This is a genomic window from Pseudomonas graminis, from assembly GCF_001705435.1.
In the GTDB taxonomy this organism is placed as follows: Bacteria; Pseudomonadota; Gammaproteobacteria; order Pseudomonadales; family Pseudomonadaceae; genus Aquipseudomonas; species Aquipseudomonas graminis_B.
In genome coordinates, this window is record NZ_MDEN01000065.1 from 196,036 (window position 1) to 215,311 (window position 19,276).

The 19,276-nt window shown below is 63.3% G+C and carries 11 protein-coding genes; 8 read left to right on the plus strand and 3 right to left on the minus strand.

The window, feature by feature from the left end; all coding sequences use genetic code 11:
• Nucleotides 1-37: 37 nt before the first annotated feature.
• Together BBI10_RS17660 and xthA are read right to left on the minus strand one after the other, a co-directional pair.
• Nucleotides 38-1,393: a substrate-binding domain-containing protein gene (locus tag BBI10_RS17660; protein WP_083233158.1), complete on the minus strand. Its 1,356-nt coding sequence runs from the start codon at nucleotides 1,391-1,393 to the stop codon at nucleotides 38-40.
• 130 nt (nucleotides 1,394-1,523) lie between these two features.
• Nucleotides 1,524-2,336, minus strand: a complete 813-nt coding sequence (gene xthA, locus BBI10_RS17665; protein ID WP_065990599.1) for an exodeoxyribonuclease III — start codon at nucleotides 2,334-2,336, stop codon at nucleotides 1,524-1,526.
• 211 nt (nucleotides 2,337-2,547) lie between these two features.
• On the opposite strand from xthA, the gene BBI10_RS17670 reads away from it, so the two are divergent.
• The 3 genes from BBI10_RS17670 (at nucleotide 2,548) to BBI10_RS17680 (ending at nucleotide 8,684) form a co-directional block, all read left to right on the plus strand.
• Complete coding sequence (locus tag BBI10_RS17670; RefSeq protein WP_065990601.1) at nucleotides 2,548-3,198, plus strand: GNAT family N-acetyltransferase; 651 nt, start codon at nucleotides 2,548-2,550, stop codon at nucleotides 3,196-3,198.
• A gap of 66 nt (nucleotides 3,199-3,264) precedes the next feature.
• Complete coding sequence (locus tag BBI10_RS17675; protein WP_065990603.1) at nucleotides 3,265-4,995, plus strand: autotransporter assembly complex protein TamA; 1,731 nt, start codon at nucleotides 3,265-3,267, stop codon at nucleotides 4,993-4,995.
• Between the two features lie 68 nt (nucleotides 4,996-5,063).
• Complete coding sequence (locus tag BBI10_RS17680) at nucleotides 5,064-8,684, plus strand: translocation/assembly module TamB domain-containing protein (protein ID WP_065990875.1); 3,621 nt, start codon at nucleotides 5,064-5,066, stop codon at nucleotides 8,682-8,684.
• A 114-nt stretch (nucleotides 8,685-8,798) separates the two neighbouring features.
• Here the strand turns inward: BBI10_RS17680 and BBI10_RS17685 are convergent, their stop codons facing one another.
• Nucleotides 8,799-9,794, minus strand: coding sequence for an aldo/keto reductase (locus BBI10_RS17685; protein WP_065990877.1), 996 nt, complete (start codon nucleotides 9,792-9,794; stop codon nucleotides 8,799-8,801).
• Between the two features lie 126 nt (nucleotides 9,795-9,920).
• Here BBI10_RS17685 and BBI10_RS17690 point away from each other — a divergent pair, with 126 nt between their 5' ends.
• The 5 genes from BBI10_RS17690 (at nucleotide 9,921) to BBI10_RS17710 (ending at nucleotide 19,270) form a co-directional block, all read left to right on the plus strand.
• Nucleotides 9,921-10,850, plus strand: a complete 930-nt coding sequence (locus BBI10_RS17690; protein ID WP_065990605.1) for a LysR family transcriptional regulator — start codon at nucleotides 9,921-9,923, stop codon at nucleotides 10,848-10,850.
• A gap of 87 nt (nucleotides 10,851-10,937) precedes the next feature.
• Nucleotides 10,938-11,438, plus strand: coding sequence for a thiol peroxidase (tpx, locus tag BBI10_RS17695; RefSeq protein ID WP_065990607.1), 501 nt, complete (start codon nucleotides 10,938-10,940; stop codon nucleotides 11,436-11,438).
• A gap of 197 nt (nucleotides 11,439-11,635) precedes the next feature.
• The gene (locus BBI10_RS17700) at nucleotides 11,636-12,976 is read left to right on the plus strand and encodes an MdtA/MuxA family multidrug efflux RND transporter periplasmic adaptor subunit (RefSeq protein WP_065990878.1); all 1,341 of its coding nucleotides are present in this window, start codon (nucleotides 11,636-11,638) and stop codon (nucleotides 12,974-12,976) included.
• Entirely contained in the window at nucleotides 12,973-16,068 is a 3,096-nt protein-coding gene (locus BBI10_RS17705; protein WP_065990609.1) for an MdtB/MuxB family multidrug efflux RND transporter permease subunit, read from the plus strand. Before BBI10_RS17700 ends, BBI10_RS17705 begins: the two co-directional genes overlap by 4 nt.
• Nucleotides 16,069-16,162: 94 nt before the next feature.
• Nucleotides 16,163-19,270: an efflux RND transporter permease subunit gene (locus BBI10_RS17710; RefSeq protein ID WP_065990611.1), complete on the plus strand. Its 3,108-nt coding sequence runs from the start codon at nucleotides 16,163-16,165 to the stop codon at nucleotides 19,268-19,270.
• The last annotated feature ends 6 nt before the right edge of the window (nucleotides 19,271-19,276 follow it).

Below are 19,276 nucleotides of genomic sequence, written 5' to 3' on the forward strand. Positions count from 1 at the left end.
CCAGTAAGCCGTACAGTGCTGGCGGGCTTGAACCGCATCACTCCACCCACACCTCCACCCGGCGGTTCTTGATCCGGCCTTCATCGCCGTCATTGGTCGCCACCGGCATTTCGTCGCCGAAGCCGCGCACTTCACGCAGCACGACCTGATGTTTCAGCAACTCCCGGCGCACTGCCATCGCGCGCAGTCTGGACAGCAACTGCGCCCGCGCCGGGTCGCTCTTGGCATCGCCAAATCCCACCAGCGTGACCTTCTGATCCAGCTTGTCATGGGCCTTCAGGTAGTCGACCACGCGCTTGAGGTCGAGCATGGCCTTGGTGTCGAGTGTCGCGCTGCCCTGGGCGAAACGGAAATTCACCGACAGCCGCTCGGCCTCCCGCGCCAGATTTTGGTACGCCAGCGGCATCTGCGTCGTCGCCCGCACTTTTACCGCCTGCACCGTCTGCGACACAAACCCGTTTTGCGCCACGATGGACTGTCCCTGCGGACTCTGGGCGAACCGCACCAGCGCCTTGGCCCAGCGCTGCTTCGCCTCAGGCGGCAGGTAGAAATACAGGCGGCGTGACAGCGGATAGTCTTCGGTGGCGATCAGGCTGACCGTGGGCAGCATCGGTTTGGACTCGCCGTCGATGATCGCCACGGCCTTGGCCTGCCGGACGTTGGGCAGGCCGATGAAACCGATGCCCTGGCGGTCCTGGCTGACCTGATCGGACAATTCCTCGCTGGACTCGAACCGCCGGGCCTCCTTCGACAACGTCTTGCCGGACTTGTCCAGCACCAGCTCGTTGAAGGTGTCGAAGGTGCCCGACTGCTGATCCCGCGCATATAAATGAATGGCCCCGGCAGTGCCGCCCAATTGCTCCCAGTCGCGGACCTCCCCGGCAAAGATTTTCGCCAGTTGCACTGTGCTCAGCTTTCGCAGCGGGTTGCCGGGATGGAGAATCACCGCAACGCCGTCGATGGCGATGACCTGCTCGGCCTGATGGCTGCGCAAGTCGCCCAAGGCTGACAGCTCCATGGCTTCGCTGTTTTTGATGGGGCGGGAGGAGGCTGCTACATCTGCCAAGCCGTCCTTCAGGGCCACGAAACCTGTGCTCGATCCGTGTGCCGCAATGTCGATGCTGACATTCTGGCCGGACGGCAACTGGGCGGTGATACGCCGCTCGTTGGGGTGCGCGCCCGCTTGTTCCTGAATGGACTGTGCGCCTTGCTGCGCCAGCAGGCCTTTGACCAGCGCCGGCCCCAGTTGCGCGCCAATCGTGTTCGAGCCCTGAATGCGCAAGGCCGGCGAGCCGTCACTGGGCGCGAGCAGGGCAGCGGCGTGGGTATCTACCGAAAAAGCGAAGAGTGAAGCGAGGAAAATGAAAACACCGGTGCGCAGCATGTGCGGCATCTTTATAGGAGTGGAGGTGGCCGGAGAATAAGACAGGCCAATGACGCGCAGATGACAGCCCGCGGCTTATAGCGCCTCGGACGATGAAGCCGCGGGCAGGGCGCCGCGCGGCTCACCTGTGATGGTTCGGTTATTCCAGCTCAAGCCAGATCGGCGCGTGGTCGGAAGGCTTGTCCATCGACCGCAAATGGTAGTCCACGCCCGCCGCCTTGATGCGCGGTTGCAGGCCATGGGACGTGAGGATCAGGTCGATGCGCAGGCCACGCTTGGGCTCGTCTTCAAAGCCGCGGCTGCGATAGTCGAACCAGCTGAACTGATCGACCACTTCCGGGTACAAGTGACGGAAGCTGTCCACCAGGCCCCAGTTCTTCAGCTTGCCGAGCCACTCGCGCTCTTCCGGAAGGAAGCTGCACTTGCCGGTTTTCAACCAGCGCTTGGCGTTGTCGGCGCCAATGCCGATGTCGCTGTCCTCCGGGGAGATGTTGACGTCGCCCATCACCACCAGCGGCTGGTCGTTGCTGAATTTCGTTTCCAGCAGGTTCTGCAGATCTGCATAGAAGCGCAGCTTGGCCGGGAACTTGGTCGGGTGATCACGGCTTTCGCCTTGTGGGAAATAGCCGTTCATGACCGTCACCGGATTGCCGTTGCGATCAGCGAATGTACCCCAGATAAAACGGCGCTGGGCCTCTTCGTCGTCATTGTCGAAGCCCTTGTGGATCGACAGCGCCGGCTGACGCGAGAGCAGGGCGACGCCGTAGTGACCTTTCTGACCGTGGAAGTGCACGTGGTAACCCAGCGCTTCGATATCGGCCTGGGGAAACTGCTCGTCGGAGACCTTGGTTTCCTGCAGGCCAATGACGTCGGGCTGATGTTTCTCGATCAACGCCGCCAGTTGATGCGGTCGGGCGCGAAGGCCGTTGATATTAAAAGACACAATTTTCATGGGCGGCGGTCCTAGCAAAAACAAACGGCGATGCTAGCCGACCTGCCCGGCCACGGCCAGCGTCAGAGGCGCTCTGTGCGATGGCGGTTGCGCTGTGCGCATTTCTGATCGGCGGCCACGTCGCGGGAACTGCGCTGGCGGGCGGCGACTCGAAGCCTTGAAGTCAAGCACCCGAGCGGCCGCCCCGGGGCTCATCAAAAGGACGCACACCATGCCTGAACTGCCTAGCGAAACGGCGGAGATCCGTCAGCTCGACAGCGGCTACTCCCGCGAAACCCGCGCGCTGCTGTACCTCGCCTACCGCCAGGAGCCGAGTTTTGCCTACCTCTTCGAATCCGGCCGCTCCGGCTACGACCATCGGGTCAAGGCGACCATTCGGGCGCTGGTCAAACAGCACTATCTGCAGGACCTGCCGGCGTTGGGGCTATTCGTGGCGGACCGCCTGGTCGGCGTTGCCCTGATTGCGCCTCCGCAGCGGCGGCTGGGCATCACCGAAAGCTGGGCCTGGCGCATTCGCATGTTGATGACCACCGGCCTGCGCTGCACCCAGCGCTATCTGGAGTACTACCACGCCGTGCTGGCCTGCGTGCCTTCGGAAGCGGTGCATGTCCTGCCGTTGTTCGGCGTGCATCCCGACTTTCAGGGCCGGCACTATGGCGAGCGGTTGCTGCTGGCGTTGCATGACTGGTGTGCCCAGGACAGAAATTCCCAGGGCATCGTTCTCGACACCGGCAATGGCGATTATCTGGAGTTCTATAACCGACAGGGTTATGAGGAAATTGGTGAGGTGGCAGTAGGACCTGTCCGCGAACACATCTTTTTCCACCCAAATCCGCAGGTTTCATTGGGTTCTGTGGCCTGAGCCGCGCACGCTTCTCCATTTCCGCGGGTTCCAGCAGCCCGCGTCGCTCGTGTAGCATTCGCGCCTATGAAGTTTCCCCATCGATACACCAGTGGCTTTCTCCTGATGTTGTCCAGTTGCGCGGCGTTTGCCGATGCGCAGCTGGAAGTCCGGGTCAAGCCGTCCAATGCCGCGCTCAAGTCCAACATCGAAGGGTATGTGGGCAGCCTCGGCGAGCGCGACGAGCCAGCGCTCGAACGCTTCAGCGTCGGGGCCGTCGAGCAGGCGCAAAAGGCCGCTCAGGCCCTTGGCTATTATCAGGCGCAGATTGACAGCGAAGTCCGCCACGTCGACAACAACCTGCAACTGCTGTTGAAGGTTCAGGCCGGCGAGCCTGTGCACCTGCGCAACGTATCCATCCGCGTGACCGGGCAGGCGACCCAGCTTAAAAGCTTCCGGGTGCCGAAGGGTGGCGCCCTGAAGCCCGGCGCGGTGCTCAACCATGGTGTCTACGAGGACGCCAAGCACCTGATTGAAACCCAGGCGGCGCGCTACGGCTTCTTCAAGGGCCGGTTCGTGACCCAGCGCCTTTCCGTCGACCCGCGCGCCGGTGTCGCCGACATCGAACTGGTCTACGACAGCGGGCCGCGTTTCTCCCTTGGCAAAGTGACCTTCAGCGGCGACGCGCCATTCGATGAAGACTTGCTGCGGCGCATGGTGCCGTTCAAACAAGACACGCCCTACGACTCCGAACTGATCGCCGAACTCAATCAGGCCATGCAGTCGAGCGGCTATTTCGAAGGCGTTCGGGTCAACGCATCGCCCACCGATGCCCAGGCCCAGGTCATTCCGGTCGACGTGCAGTTGCAGACCCGCAAGCCGCGGACCATGGGGCTCGGGGTCGGCTATTCGACCGACGTCGGCCCACGGGTAAAGGCCAACTGGACGCGCCACTGGGTCAATCCCCAGGGCCACAGTTATGGCGCCGAGGCGGAAATCTCCGCCCCTCGGCAGAACGTCGGCCTGTTCTACGACATCCCGCTGGACCCGCCCCTGACCGACAAATTGCGATTTGCCGGTGGCTATCAATATGAAGAAATCGCCGACACCGACAGCCTCAGCAAACTGCTGACCGTTGGGCCCGAATGGCACAGCAAACTGCCCAGCGGCTGGGAGCGCGTGATATCGCTGAAGTGGCAGCGCGAAGAATACCGGCTGGGCAACGACGAAGGCCTCAGCACCTTGCTCATGCCCGGCGTCAGCTATTCGTACCTGCGCAGCGACAACCGCATCGACCCGCACAACGGCTACCGGCTGCGGTTCGACACCCAGGTCGCCAAGGAAGGGCTGGGTTCTGACGCCAACCTGCTGCACGGCACGGTGATGCTCAAAGGGCTGACCACCGTGGCGCAGAACCACCGCTTCCTCGGGCGTGTGCAGGTTGGGGGCAGCGCCAGCAACGGCTACAAGTCGATCCCGCCATCCCTGCGCTTTTTTGCCGGTGGCGACCAGAGCGTGCGCGGCTATGACTACCAATCGCTGTCCCCGGAGAACTCCGACGGTGACAAGATCGGCGGCCGTTACATGATCGCCGGAAGCGCCGAGTACCAATACTCGATCGCCGAAAAATGGCGGGTGGCGGCGTTCGTCGATCAGGGCAACTCGTTCAATTCACTGGACCTGCCGAGCCTGAAAACCGGCGTCGGCATTGGCGTGCGCTGGGTGTCGCCGGTGGGGCCGCTGCGCCTCGACCTCGCCCACGCGCTGGATGAAGACGGCGGTATTCGTCTGCACTTCTCGATGGGACCTGAACTGTGACGAAGCTGGCTTTGTTGAAACGCACCGCGGCAATCACGGCGATTACGCTGCTGTCGCTGATCATTTTGATGGTGCTGACGGCCACCATCCTCCTCGGTACGCAAAGCGGCAGCCGTTGGGCCCTCGGGTGGGTGCCGGGCCTGACGGTCGAAGGGTTTTCCGGTCGTCTGGGCGGCGCGTGGCAGGCGGATCACCTGGTCTGGCAGCAAGGCCAGAGCAAAGTCGAAGTCGACGCACCGGTTTTCGACTGGTCACCCGCGTGCCTCGCGCGCATGACGCTGTGCATCGACAACCTGCAAACGGGCGACATCAGGCTGCAGTTTCCGCCCTCCAGCGACGAGGCAGCCAGCGGCCCGATCACGCTGCCGGACCTCAAGCTGCCGCTGGCCCTGCAACTGGGGCGCGTGCAGATCGGCAGTCTTCATCTGGACGGCACCGAACAGGTTCGCGACGTGCAGCTGGCGGCGCACTGGACCGCTGAAGGGTTGAAGATCGATTGGCTGCACGCCGGGCGTGATGACATCGCCCTTGACCTGTCAGGCCTGCTCAAACCCGAGGGTAACTGGCCGTTGACCGCCGAAGGACAGCTGAAGCTACCCGACGTCAGTGGTCAGCCGTTGTCACTGGCGCTGAACATTCAAGGGGACCTGCTCAAGACTTTGACCCTCAACGCGCAGAGCAAGGGCTACATCGACGCCACGCTCGTCGGGCAGTTGCAACCGCTGGTGGAGAACCTGCCGGCGGACATCGCCATCACCAGCGACAACTTCAAGCCCAGCGCTGATCTGCCGGACACGTTGCAGCTCGATCATCTGATGCTCAACGCCAAGGGCGATCTTGCTCAAGGCTACGCCATCACCGGCAACGCCAGCCTTCCGGCGGAAAAAGGCCCGGTGGCGCTGGCATTACAAGGCCGGGTCGACGCCAAGGGCGCGGACATTACGGCGCTTGATCTGACCGCCAGTGACAACCAGCGCCTCAAGGCGAGCGGCAAGCTGGACTGGCAGCAGGGCCTGCGCGCCGACGCGAAGATCGACTGGCTGGATTTCCCCTGGCATCGCCTGTACCCGTTGATCGACGAGCCCCAGGTCAGCGTGCATACGTTCACCGGGGAAGTGTCCTACACCGACGGCAAATACCTCGGCCATTTCGCCGGCGACTTCAAGGGCCCGGCGGGTCCATTCACGTTGCAGAGCCCCTTCAGCGGCGATTTGCAGGAGATCTTCCTGCCTCAACTTGAGCTGGCAGCCGGGCAGGGCAAGGCCAGCGGTCACCTGAATCTGCAATTTGCCGACGGCATCGCCTGGGACACGGCACTGGACCTCAGCGCCATCGATCCCGCTTACTGGGTCGCGGAATTGCCGGGCTCCCTGGCGGGTCCGCTGCGCAGCAAGGGTTCAATGCGCAACGAGCAACTCACCCTGAACGCCGATCTGGACCTGAAGGGGCGCCTGCGCGGTCAGCCCGCGGTGCTGCAGGCCAAGGCCGATGGCGCCGACAACAAATGGAACCTCAACGCCCTGGACATCCGCCTGGGCGACAACCGGATTCAAGGCACGGGCAGCCTTCAGCAGAAAATCGCCGGCCAGCTGGACATCAACCTGGCGCGACTGGGCCAGCTATGGCCTGGCCTGCAAGGCCAGATGAAAGGGCGCCTCGACGTCGCCGGCACTGTACAGGCGCCCCAAGGGCAGCTGGCCTTGCAAGGCACGCAACTGGCGTTCCAAGCGAACACGCTGCAAAGCTTGACCCTGGTGTCCAGGCTCGACAGCGCCCAGCGCGCCACCCTTGACCTGAAGACCTCCGGCATTCAGGCCGGCGACACGGCGCTCGGCGCGCTGACGGTTAATGGCCAGGGCGACATCAAGCGTCAGCAAGTCAAACTCGATCTCAAAGGGCCGCTGCTAAAACTGGCCCTGGCGCTGGATGGCAATCTGGACAAAGGTAATTGGCGCGGGCGTCTGGCCAGCGGCGACATCCAGAGCGGCGGGCAGGACTGGAAGCTGCAACAGCCGGCCAAGCTGGAGCGCCTGGCCGACGGCAAGGTCAACTTTGGTGCTCATTGCTGGGTGTCGGGGCCTGCGAGCCTGTGCGGCGAAGATCAGCGCCTGATGCCCGAACCGCGCCTGCGCTACCACCTCAAGCGCTTCCCGCTGGAAAGTCTGGCGCAGTGGCTGCCCAAGGATTTCGCCTGGAAGGGCGCGTTGAATGCCGACATCCAGCTGGACGTTCCCGCTGCCGGCCCCAATGGCCAGGTGGTCATCGACGCCAGTGGCGGGACGCTGCGGGTCAAGGACAAGAACCAGTGGCTGGATTTCCCCTACGACACGCTGAAGCTGACCAGCAGCCTGACCCCGAAGAAAGTCGACACCAGCCTCAATTTTCGTGGCGGCAAGCTCGGTGAACTGCTGGCGCGACTGAGCATCGATCCGATCGCGAGGAACAAGCCCGTGACCGGCGACTTCACCCTCAGCGGCCTGGACGTGTCGGTCGCAAGGCCGTTTGTGCCCATGGTGGAAAAGCTCAACGGCAAGCTCAACGGCAGCGGGCGGATCTCGGGCGGCCTGCTGGCGCCTCAGGTCAACGGCAACGTGACGCTCAACGACGCCGAAGTCTCCGGTCCCGAATTGCCGGTGAGTCTTGAAAAGCTCAATGTGCGGGCCCTGATTGCCGGCGAGCGCGTTGATCTGACCGGCAACTGGCGCAGCGGCACGACGGGTCAAGGCAGCATTGGCGGGCATGTGGCCTGGGCCAATGCGCTGGATGTCGACGTTGACCTGAAGGGCACGCACCTGCCGATCACCGTTGAACCGTACGCCAAGCTGGAAGCGGCGCCGGACCTGAAGATTACACTGCAGGGCGACAGGCTCGCGGTATCCGGCAAGGTGCTGATCCCGAAAGGCGAGATCACGGTGCGCCAGCTGCCGCCTTCAACGGTGAAAGTCTCTGATGACACCGTGATCGTGGGCCAGCAGACCGAACAGGGCAAAACCCCCTTGGCCATCGCCATGGATGTGAACGTCGAAGTGGGCCAGGAGACCTTGAGTTTCAGCGGCTTCGGTTTGACTGCGAATCTGGTCGGCCACGTGCACATCGGCGACAACATGGACACCCGCGGCGAGCTGAACCTCAACGACGGCCGCTACCGCGCTTACGGCCAGCGCCTGACCATTCGCAAGGCGCGCCTGCTGTTCGCAGGACCGGTTGACCAGCCGTATCTGGACATTGAAGCCATCCGCCAGACCGACGACGTGATTGCCGGCATTCGCCTGAGCGGCAGCGCCGAGCAGCCGACCACCACGGTGTTCTCCGAACCGGCCATGAGTCAGGAGCAGGCGCTCTCGTATCTGGTGCTGGGCCGTCCGCTGAGCACCAATGGCGAAGACAGCAACATGGTCGCCCAGGCGGCGCTGGCATTGGGTCTGGCCGGCGGTTCGTCGACGGCGGGCAAGCTGGCGTCCGGGCTGGGGATTCAGGATTTTGATCTGGACACCTCGGGCAGCGGCGACAAGACGGCGGTGGTCGCCAGCGGCAAGATCACCGACAAGCTCAGCCTGCGTTACGGCGTAGGGGTGTTCGAGCCGGCCAACACCCTGACCTTGCGCTACCTGCTGAGCAAGAAGGTGTACCTGGAGGTCGCAGGCGGTGTGGCGAGTTCGCTGGACATCTTCTACAAGCGGGACTTCTGACAACCCGTCGAAATGGGGCGGGGCAGGGCCTGCTGGCGGCGGAGTGTCGCCGCTAACAGGCCGGGGTTCATCGAAGACGCAGCGATGATTGGAGAGCGTTACCCGCTTACCCGCTTACCCGTTGACCAGCTTCATCGCCGCATCGGGATAACGGCCGCCTGCGACAGCGTTAACCGGGAACAGGTCTTTCAGCGCCTGCAACTCTGCTGCGCTGAGGGTCACGTCCAGCGCAGCGACGTTCTCTTCCAGGTATTTGCGCTGCTTGGTGCCCGGAATCGGAATCACGTCATTGCCCTGGGCGAGGACCCAGGCCAGCGCCAGTTGGCCAGCGGTGATGCCTTTTTCTGCCGCCAGTTGCTCGACCTTCTTCACCAGCAGCAGGTTTTTGGCGAAGTTCTCGCCCTGGAACCTCGGACTGCTGCGGCGATAGTCATCGGCGGCGAAGTCGTCCGGGCTCTTCAGTGCGCCGGTCAGAAAACCGCGCCCCAACGGGCTGTACGGCACAAACGCAATGCCTAGCCGGCGGCACGTGTCGAGCGCGCCGTTTTCTTCCGGCTCGCGGCTCCACAGTGAATATTCGGTCTGCAGGGCGGCAATGGGATGAACCTTGTGCGCGCGTTCGAGGGTGCTTGCCGACGCCTCGCTCAAGCCGAGAAAGCGCACCTTGCCTGCCTTGACCAGCTCGGCCATGGCGCCAACGGACTCTTCGATCGCCACGCCGGGATCAATGCGGTGCTGGTAATACAGATCCAGGGTGTCGATTTTCAGACGCTGCAACGTGCCATCGATCGCGGCGCGGATGTATTCGGGGCTGCCATTGACCCCGCGCGCGCCGGCGTCGCCTGGCGTACGCACGATGCCGAACTTGCTGGCGATGAACGCCTGATCCCGCTTGCCAGCCAGCGCCTTGCCCAGCAGTTCCTCATTGGTGTGGGGGCCGTACATATCGGCGGTGTCCAGCAGGGTGACGCCCATCTCCAGCGCCCGGTGCAGGGTGGCGATGGCTTCGTCGGCGTTGCCGCCCGTCGTATAGAAGTCGGTCATGCCCATGCAGCCCAGGCCCAGGGCCGAGACATGCGGGCCGTTTTTGCCAAGTTGACGCGTTTGCATGATGGGTGCCTTGTCGATCAAGAGGACCACCATTCTTGCGCCTCGACAGCGTCGGGATAAACCGGCTAAAAGTGCTTTCACTATTGGTGATTTCTAAACAATCTCTCAGCGGAACCGTGACAAGCCATGGATAAATTCAACGCGATGCGGGCCTTCACGCGCATTGTCGAGCTGGGCGGTTTCGCCAGGGCCGCCGACAGCCTGCACATGCCCCGGGCGTCGGTGACCATTCTGATCAAGCAGCTGGAGGCACAGTTGGGCGTGCAGTTGTTGATGCGCACCACGCGGCAGGTGACGCCGACGCCGGACGGTCAGGCCTATTACCACCGCTGCGTCAGCGTGCTGAACGAGCTTGAAGCGGCCGAATCGTTGTTCTCTTCGGTGGCCCGGGACCCGGAAGGCGTGCTGCGAGTCGACATGCCGTCGGGCATCGGCCGATTGATCATCATGCCGCTGCTGCCGGAGTTCACCGAGCGTTATCCCCGGTTGGCAATGGAAGTGGGCATGAACGATCGTCCCGTGGACCTTATCCGGGAGGGCTACGACTGCGTGATTCGCGGCGGACAGCCCCTCGATCACTCCCTGGCGGCCCGACCGCTCGCTCACATGCGCCAGGTGGTGTGTGCCAGTCCCGGGTATCTGCAGCGCAGGGGCACGCCGCTCTCCCTTGCCGATCTGCAGCACCACCAGATCATCGAATACTTCTCTTCCACCACCCACAAACGCTATGGGCTTGAGTTCGTCATTGATGGCCGAGTTCACGCGCCCGACCTGCCCAAGGCTCTGGCGACCAACAGCGCCGATGGCTACCTCGCGGCGTGCAGCGCAGGGTACGGACTGGTGCAGACGCCGTACTACCACGTCGCCGAATCGTTGCGCCGCGGCGAGCTGATCGAGGTGCTGGGCGACATCGAACAACCGCTGCTGCCCCTGACCGCGCTGTACCCGGCACACCGGCAGACGTCGCGGCGGGTGAGGGTATTCGTCGACTGGGTGGTGGACGTCTGCGCCCGCCCGGGGCTGATGGACAAACCGGTAATGCACCCCGTTTCCTGACAACAAAATCGTTTCGGGCGGTAGGTTGCCACGCTTTTTCATGGTTAACTTCCGCCCTTGAATGCCACTCAAACAAGGACTCAGCTCATGCCACAAGTGACTCGTAGAGGCTCTCCGGTACAGATCAGCGGCGAACTGCCGACCGTCGGCAGCAAGGCGCCGGCCTTCAAACTGGTGGCGGCCGATCTGTCCGACGCAACCCTGGAAACCTTCGCCGGCAAGCGCAAGGTGCTGAACATCTTCCCGAGCGTCGACACCCCGACCTGCGCCACCTCCATCCGCAAATTCAATGCTCAGGCCAACGAGCTGAACAACGCCGTTGTGCTGTGCATCTCCGCCGACCTGCCGTTCGCCCAGGCGCGCTTCTGCGGCGCCGAAGGTCTGGAAAACGTGAAGAACCTGTCGACCATGCGCGGCGCGCAGTTCATGCAGGACTATGGCGTTGCCATCGCCGACGGGCCGATGGTGGGTCTGACCACCCGTGCTGTCGTGGTGCTGGACGAAAACGACACGGTGCTGCACAGCGAACTGGTACCGGAGATCGGCCAGGAGCCGAACTACGACGCGGCGCTGGCCGTATTGAAGTAAGCTGGCAAGCGGCGTATTGCCATCAGTCGACAGCATTACCCGGCAACATCCAGGCGGCCTGACACCCTCAGGCCGTTTTTTATGGGTACGTCAGCACCTTATTCCAAGTAAGCACTAGGTAAATTGCCGGTAAAGCCCCTTTGCCTTGCCGGACTCTATGCTTATTGTTCAGCCTCCCGAAGACGCTCACGCGCACACTGGTTGATTTATCCATGCAATTGTCTGGCCCCCGTAATTCCCGTCGCTGGCTGATAAGCCTGTTGGTTCTGTTGATCGTCGCTGGCCTGTGCTGGCGCTTCTGGCCGGGATCCGCGTCGCAACCAAACGCCACGGCGCAGAAAGGCGATCAGGCCCAGGCCAGCGCAAACCGCAGCGGCGGCAACGGCAAGGCGGTGGCCAAGCGTCCCGGGTTCGGTGGCTCCACCGCCCCGGTACCGGTGCGGGTCGCAGTCGCGAACACCGGCGATTTCCCCATCTACTACAAAGCCCTTGGCACCGTGACCGCGCTGAACACGATCAACGTGCGCAGCCGCGTGGCAGGCGAATTGATGAAGATCAATTTCCAGGAAGGCCAACAGGTCAAGGCCGGCGATTTGCTGGCGGTGATCGACCCGCGCAGCTACCAGATCGCGCTGCAACAGGCGGAAGGCACGCTGATGCAGAACCAGGCGCTGCTCAAGAATGCTCAACTCGACGTACAGCGTTATCGGGGCCTGTACAAAGAAGACAGCATCGCCAAGCAAACCCTGGACACCGCCGAATCCCTGGTCGGCCAGTACCAGGGGACGATCAAGACCAATCAGGCAGCCGTGGGCGACGCGAAGCTCAACCTGGAGTTCTCGCAGATCCGGGCGCCGATCTCGGGCCGCATCGGCCTGCGCCAGCTGGACGTCGGCAATCTGGTTGCCGCCAACGACACCACCGCCCTGGCGGTGATCACCCAGACCAAACCGATCACTGTCAACTTCACGCTTCCGGAAAAAGACCTCGCCGAGGTGCTGAGCCGTTACCGCAGCGGCGGCAAGTTGCCGGTCGAGGCGTGGGACCGTGGCGACCTGAAGCTCCAGGCCACCGGCGTGCTCGCCAGCATCGATAACCAGATCGACACCACCACCGGCACGTTGAAGTTCAAGGCGCGGTTTGATAACGACGACGAAGCGCTGTTCCCCAATCAGTTCGTGAACGCACGCCTGCTGGCCAATACCCTGAAAAACGTGGTGCTGGTGCCGTCGGCCGCGGTGCAGTTCGGCGTCAACGGCACCTTCGTGTACGTGATGGACGGCGACAAGACCGTGCGCATTCGCGCCCTCAAGACCGGGCCAAGCGACGAGAACTCCACGGTGATTACCGAAGGTCTGACGGCCGGCGACCGTGTGGTGCTCGAAGGCACCGACCGCCTGAAAGACGGCAGTGCGGTGGACGTGGTCAACGACAGCAAGGACGTGCCGGCCTCGCCGGGTCAGCAGTTGCAGGGCAAGCCCTCGAAGGAGCCCGGTGAGTCAGCGGGCACCGAGACCGCGAAGAAAGGCAACGTATGAACCTGTCACGCCTGTTCATCCTCAGGCCGGTCGCCACCACGCTGAGCATGCTCGCCATCGTGCTGGCCGGTCTGATCGCGTACACGCTGCTGCCGGTGTCGGCGCTGCCGCAGGTGGATTACCCGACCATTCGGGTGATGACGCTGTACCCGGGCGCGAGTCCGCAAGTGATGACCAGTGCCGTGACCGCGCCCCTTGAGCGCCAGTTCGGGCAGATGCCGGGCCTGACCCAGATGGCCTCGACCAGTTCCGGCGGGGCCTCGGTCATCACCCTGCGTTTCAGCCTCGACATCAACATGGACGTCGCCGAGCAGGAGGTGCAGGCGGCCATCAACGGCGCGACCAACCTGCTGCCGAGCGACCTGCCGGCGCCCCCGACGTATAACAAGGTCAACCCGGCCGACACGCCGGTGCTGACCCTGGCCATTACGTCGAAAACCATGCTGCTGCCCAAACTCAATGATCTGGTCGACACGCGCATGGCGCAGAAGATTGCGCAGATCAGCGGGGTGGGCATGGTCACCATCGCCGGCGGCCAGCGTCAGGCGGTGCGGATCAAGGTCAACGCCGACGCACTGGCGGCCAACGGCCTGAACCTCGCGGACGTCCGCACGCTGGTCAGCGCCTCCAACGTCAACACGCCCAAGGGTAATTTCGACGGCCCGACCCGGGTGTCGATGCTCGACGCCAATGACCAGCTGAAGTCCCCCGAGGAGTACGCCAACCTGATTCTGGCTTACAACAACGGCGGCCCGCTGCGGCTCAAGGATGTCGCCGAGATCGTCGACGGCGCCGAAAACGATCGCCTTGCCGCGTGGGCCAATGAGAACCAGGCCGTGCTGCTGAACATCCAGCGTCAGCCAGGCGCCAACGTGATCGACGTGGTCGACCGGATCAAGGCGCTGCTGCCCAGCATCACCGAGAACCTGCCCGCCGGGCTTGACGTCACCGTGCTCACCGACCGCACCCAGACCATCCGCGCGTCGGTCAGCGACGTGCAGCACGAGCTGATGATTTCCATCGTGCTGGTGGTGCTGGTGACCTTCCTGTTTCTGCGGCGCTTCAGCGCGACGATCATTCCCTCGGTGGCCGTGCCGCTGTCGCTGATCGGCACCTTTGGTGTGATGTACCTGGCCGGCTTTTCGGTCAATAACCTGACCTTGATGGCGATGACCATTGCCACCGGTTTCGTGGTCGATGACGCCATCGTCATGCTGGAGAATATTTCCCGGCACCTGGAGGAGGGCGAGACGCCGTTGCAGGCGGCGCTCAAGGGCGCCCGGCAGATTGGTTTCACGCTGATCTCGCTGACCATCTCACTGATTGCCGTGCTTATTCCGCTGCTGTTCATGGCCGACGTGGTCGGGCGGTTGTTCCGCGAGTTCGCCATTACCCTGGCCGTGGCGATCCTGATTTCCCTCGTGGTGTCCCTCACCCTGACGCCAATGATGTGCGCGCGCTTGCTCAAGCGTGAGCCGAAAGAAGAAGAGCAGGGCCGGTTCTACCGGGCCAGCGGCGCGTGGATCGACTGGCTGGTGGCCGCCTACGGGCGCAAGTTGCAGTGGGTGCTCAAGCATCAGCCGCTGACACTGCTGGTCGCCATCGCCACCCTTGGAATCACGGTATTGCTGTATCTGGCCGTGCCCAAGGGCTTCTTTCCGGTGCAGGACACCGGTGTGATTCAGGGCATTTCCGAAGCGCCCCAGTCGGTGTCGTTCGCTTCCATGAGCCAGCGCCAGCAGGCCCTGGCGAAAATCATCCTGAAGGACCCTTCGGTCGCCAGTCTGTCTTCGTACATCGGCGTCGACGGCGACAATGCGACCCTCAACAGCGGTCGCATGCTGATCAACCTCAAACCCCACAGCGAGCGGGATGTGACGGCGTCCGAAGTGATCCAGCGCCTGCAGCCCGAAGTCGATCAGCTGTCAGACATCCGCCTGTTCATGCAGCCGGTGCAGGACCTCACCATCGAGGACCGGGTCAGCCGCACCCAGTACCAGTTCAGCATGTCCTCGCCGGACGCCGACCTGCTCAATCTGTGGAGCGGCAAACTGGTGGAGGCGCTGGCTCAGCGGCCGGAGTTGACCGATGTCGCCAGCGACTTGCAGGACAAGGGTCTGCAGGTGTTTCTCAACATCGACCGCGATGCCGCCAGTCGGCTGGGCGTGACCGTCGCCAACATCACCGACGCGCTCTATGACGCCTTCGGCCAGCGGCAGATTTCCACCATCTACACCCAGGCCAGCCAGTACCGGGTGGTGTTGCAGGCCGACTCGCGCAGTGAGCTGGGGCCCGAGGCGCTGGAACAGATTCACGTCAAGACCACCGACGGCGGGCAGGTCAAGCTGTCGAGCCTGGCCCGGGTCGAACAACGTCAGGCGCAGTTGGCGATTGCCCACATCGGCCAGTTTCCGGCGGTGATGATGTCGTTCAACCTGGCGCCGGGCGTCGCGCTGGGCAAGGCCGTGGAAGTCATCGAGCAGGTGCAGAAAGACATCGGCATGCCGATCGGCGTGCAGACGGAATTCCAGGGCGCAGCCGAAGCCTTCCAGGCCTCGCTGTCCAGCACGCTGCTGCTGGTGCTGGCGGCGGTGATCACCATGTACATCGTGCTGGGCGTGCTCTATGAGAGCTACATCCACCCGATCACCATTCTGTCGACCCTGCCGTCGGCGGCCATCGGTGCGCTGCTGGCGCTGATCCTCAGCGGCAATGACCTGGGCATGATCGCCATCATCGGCATCATCCTGCTGATCGGCATCGTCAAGAAGAACGCGATCATGATGATCGACTTCGCCCTCGACGCCGAACGCAACCGCGGCATCGACCCGGAGACCGCGATCTACGAAGCGGCCCTGCTGCGTTTCCGCCCGATTCTGATGACTACCCTGGCGGCACTGTTCGGCGCGATCCCGCTGATGTTCGCCTCGGGCTCCGGGGCCGAGCTGCGCCAGCCCCTGGGTCTGGTGATGGTCGGCGGCTTGCTGGTTAGCCAGGTCCTGACGCTGTTCACCACGCCGGTCATCTATTTGTACTTTGATCGGTTGGGGCGCCGGTTTGCGCGGCAGCCCAAGACCGAGGCGGCGCTATGACCGGCAGCCACAAGCTTCAAGCGGCAAGCTACAAGAGTGGAGTTCGCCGCAGATTCACTTGCAGCTTGAAGCTCGCCGCTTGGAGCTCCCGCCCATGAATCTGTCCGGGCCCTTCATCAAACGCCCCGTAGCGACCATGCTCTTGAGCCTGGCAATCATGCTGCTGGGCGGGATGAGCTTCGGTCTGCTGCCGGTGTCGCCGCTGCCGAACATGGATTTTCCGGTGATCGTGGTCAGCGCTTCGTTGCCCGGCGCCAGCCCGGAAATCATGGCGTCGAGCGTGGCGACGCCGCTGGAGCGCTCCCTCGGGGTGATCGCCGGGGTCAATACCATGAGCAGCCGATCGAGTCAGGGCTCGACGCGGATCATTCTGCAGTTCGACATGGACCGCGACATCAACGGTGCTGCCCGGGAAGTGCAGGCGGCCATCAATGCGTCGCGCAGCCTGCTGCCCAGCGGGATGCGCAGCATGCCGACCTACAAGAAGGTCAACCCGTCCCAGGCGCCGATCATGGTGCTGTCGCTGACCTCCGACGTGCTGGAGAAGGGCGAGCTGTACGACATGGCGTCGACGATCCTTTCCCAGAGCCTGTCCCAGGTGAACGGCGTCGGCGAAGTGCAGATCGGCGGCAGCTCGCTGCCCGCCGTGCGCGTGGAGCTGGAGCCCAAGCTGCTGTCCCAGTACGGCGTGTCGCTGGACGAAGTGCGCACGACCATTTCCAATTCCAATGTGCGCCGCCCGAAAGGCTCGGTGGAGAACAGCGAGCACAACTGGCAGGTGCAGGCCAACGACCAGCTGGAGAAGGCCAAGGATTACGAATCGCTGATCATCCATTACGCCAACGGCGCGGCGTTGCGGCTCAAAGATGTGGCCAAGGTCAAGGATTCGGTGGAAGACCGCTACAACAGCGGCTTCTTCAATGACAAGGCCGCCGTGCTGCTGGTGATCAACCGCCAGGCCGGCGCCAACATCATCGAAACCGTAGCGGCGATCAAGGCGCAGTTGCCAGCGTTGCAGGCCGTGCTGCCCGCCAGCGTCAAGCTCGACCTGGCCATGGACCGCTCGCCGGTGATCAAGGCCACCCTGCACGAAGCCGAAATGACCCTGCTGATCGCCGTGGTGCTGGTGATTCTGGTGGTGTTCCTGTTTCTCGGGAATTTCCGTGCCTCGCTGATCCCGACCCTGGCCGTGCCGGTGTCGCTGGTGGGCACCTTCGCGATCATGTACCTGTACGGGTTCTCGCTGAACAACCTGTCGCTGATGGCGCTGATTCTCGCCACCGGCCTGGTGGTCGACGATGCCATCGTGGTGCTGGAGAACATTTCCCGGCACATCGACGACGGCGTGCCGCCCATGGAGGCGGCTTATCTCGGCGCAAAGGAAGTCGGCTTTACGCTGCTGTCGATGAACGTGTCGCTGGTCGCGGTGTTCATCTCGATCCTGTTCATGGGCGGGCTGGTGGAGAGTCTGTTCCGCGAGTTTTCCATCACCTTGTCGGTGTCCATCGTCGTTTCCCTGGTGGTTTCGCTGACCCTGACGCCGATGCTGTGCGCGCGCTGGCTCAAGCCCCATGTGCCGGGCTCGGAAAACCGCCTGCAGCGCTGGAGTCAGCGGGTCAATGACCGCATGGTTGCCGGTTATGACCGCAGCCTGCGCTGGGTGCTCCGCCATCGGCGCCTGACCCTGCTGACGCTCCTGCTGACCATCGTCGGCAACATCGCCCTGTACGTCGTGGTGCCCAAGACCTTCCTGCCGCAGCAGGACACCGGCCAATTGATGGGGTTTGTACGGGGCGATGACGGCCTGTCGTTTTCCGTGATGCAGCCGAAGATGGACACGTTTCGCTCGGCAATCCTCAAGGACCCGGCCGTGGAGAGTGTCGCGGGCTTCATTGGCGGCAACGGCGGCACCGGCAACGCGTTCATCATCGTGCGCCTGAAGCCGATCAAGGAACGCAACATCGGCGCCATGGAAGTGGTCGAGCGGCTGCGCAAGGAAATGCCGCTGGTGCCGGGCGGGCGCCTGTTCCTCCAGCCGGATCAGGACCTGCAACTGGGCGGCGGCCGCGAGCAGACCACCTCGCAATACCAGTACATCCTGCAAAGTGGCGACCTGGAAACCCTGCGCCTGTGGTATCCGAAGGTCGTCGCGGCACTGAAGTCGCTCAAGGAGCTGACTGCCATCGACGCTAACGATGGCGGCGGCACCCAGCAGGTGACGCTGATCGTCGACCGCGATGCGGCCAAGCGCCTGGGCATCGACATGAACATGGTCACCACCGTGTTGAACAACGCCTACAGCCAGCGTCAGGTGTCGACCATCTATGACCCGCTGAACCAGTATCAGGTGGTCATGGAGGTCAACCCGAAATACGCCCTCGACCCGACCACCCTGGAGCAGGTCCAGGTGATCACTGCCGACGGCGCGCGGGTGCCGCTGTCGACCATTGCCCGTTACGAGCGCAGCCTGGAAGACGACCGGGTCAGCCACGACGGTCAGTTCGCCTCGGAAAACATCTCCTTCGACCTGTCCGACGGCGTCACCCTCGACCAGGCCAACGCCGCCATTGAACGCGCCGTCGCGGCGGTGGGCCTGCCCGAGGACGTGATCGCCAAGATGGCCGGGACCTCCGACGCTTTCGCCGCCACCCAGAAGAGCCAGCCGTGGATGATCCTTGGCGCGCTGGTGGCGGTGTACCTGGTGCTGGGCATTCTCTACGAAAGCTACATCCACCCACTGACCATTCTGTCGACGCTGCCCTCGGCGGGGGTCGGCGCGCTGTTGAGCATCTACCTCACCGGTGGCCAGTTCAGCCTGATCTCGCTGTTGGGGCTGTTCCTGCTGATCGGCGTGGTGAAAAAGAACGCGATTCTGATGATCGACCTCGCCCTGCAGCTTGAGCGCCAGGGCGGCATGACCCCGGTGGAATCCATTCGCAACGCCTGTCTGCAGCGCCTGCGACCGATCCTGATGACCACGCTGGCGGCGATTCTCGGCGCCGTGCCGTTGCTGCTGAGCAGCGCCGAAGGGGCGGAAATGCGTCGGCCACTGGGCCTGACCATCATCGGCGGCCTGATCCTCAGCCAGATCCTCACGCTGTACACCACGCCCGTGGTTTACCTTTATCTCGACCGTCTGCGCCATCGTTTCAACCAATGGCGCGGTGTGCAGACGGATGCTGCCCTGGACACTCCGCTATGAACGACT

Excerpts from the sequence above, each read along its gene's own strand:
- BBI10_RS17660 (WP_083233158.1), bottom strand. The coding sequence starts at position 1,393 with ATGCCGCACATGCTGCGCACCGGTGTTTTCATTTTCCTCGCTTCACTC.
- xthA (WP_065990599.1), bottom strand. The coding sequence starts at position 2,336 with ATGAAAATTGTGTCTTTTAATATCAACGGCCTTCGCGCCCGACCGCAT.
- BBI10_RS17670 (WP_065990601.1), top strand. The coding sequence starts at position 2,548 with ATGCCTGAACTGCCTAGCGAAACGGCGGAGATCCGTCAGCTCGACAGC.
- BBI10_RS17675 (WP_065990603.1), top strand. The coding sequence starts at position 3,265 with ATGAAGTTTCCCCATCGATACACCAGTGGCTTTCTCCTGATGTTGTCC.
- BBI10_RS17680 (WP_065990875.1), top strand. The coding sequence starts at position 5,064 with ATGGTGCTGACGGCCACCATCCTCCTCGGTACGCAAAGCGGCAGCCGT.
- BBI10_RS17685 (WP_065990877.1), bottom strand. The coding sequence starts at position 9,794 with ATGCAAACGCGTCAACTTGGCAAAAACGGCCCGCATGTCTCGGCCCTG.
- BBI10_RS17690 (WP_065990605.1), top strand. The coding sequence starts at position 9,921 with ATGGATAAATTCAACGCGATGCGGGCCTTCACGCGCATTGTCGAGCTG.
- tpx (WP_065990607.1), top strand. The coding sequence starts at position 10,938 with ATGCCACAAGTGACTCGTAGAGGCTCTCCGGTACAGATCAGCGGCGAA.
- BBI10_RS17705 (WP_065990609.1), top strand. The coding sequence starts at position 12,973 with ATGAACCTGTCACGCCTGTTCATCCTCAGGCCGGTCGCCACCACGCTG.
- BBI10_RS17710 (WP_065990611.1), top strand. The coding sequence starts at position 16,163 with ATGAATCTGTCCGGGCCCTTCATCAAACGCCCCGTAGCGACCATGCTC.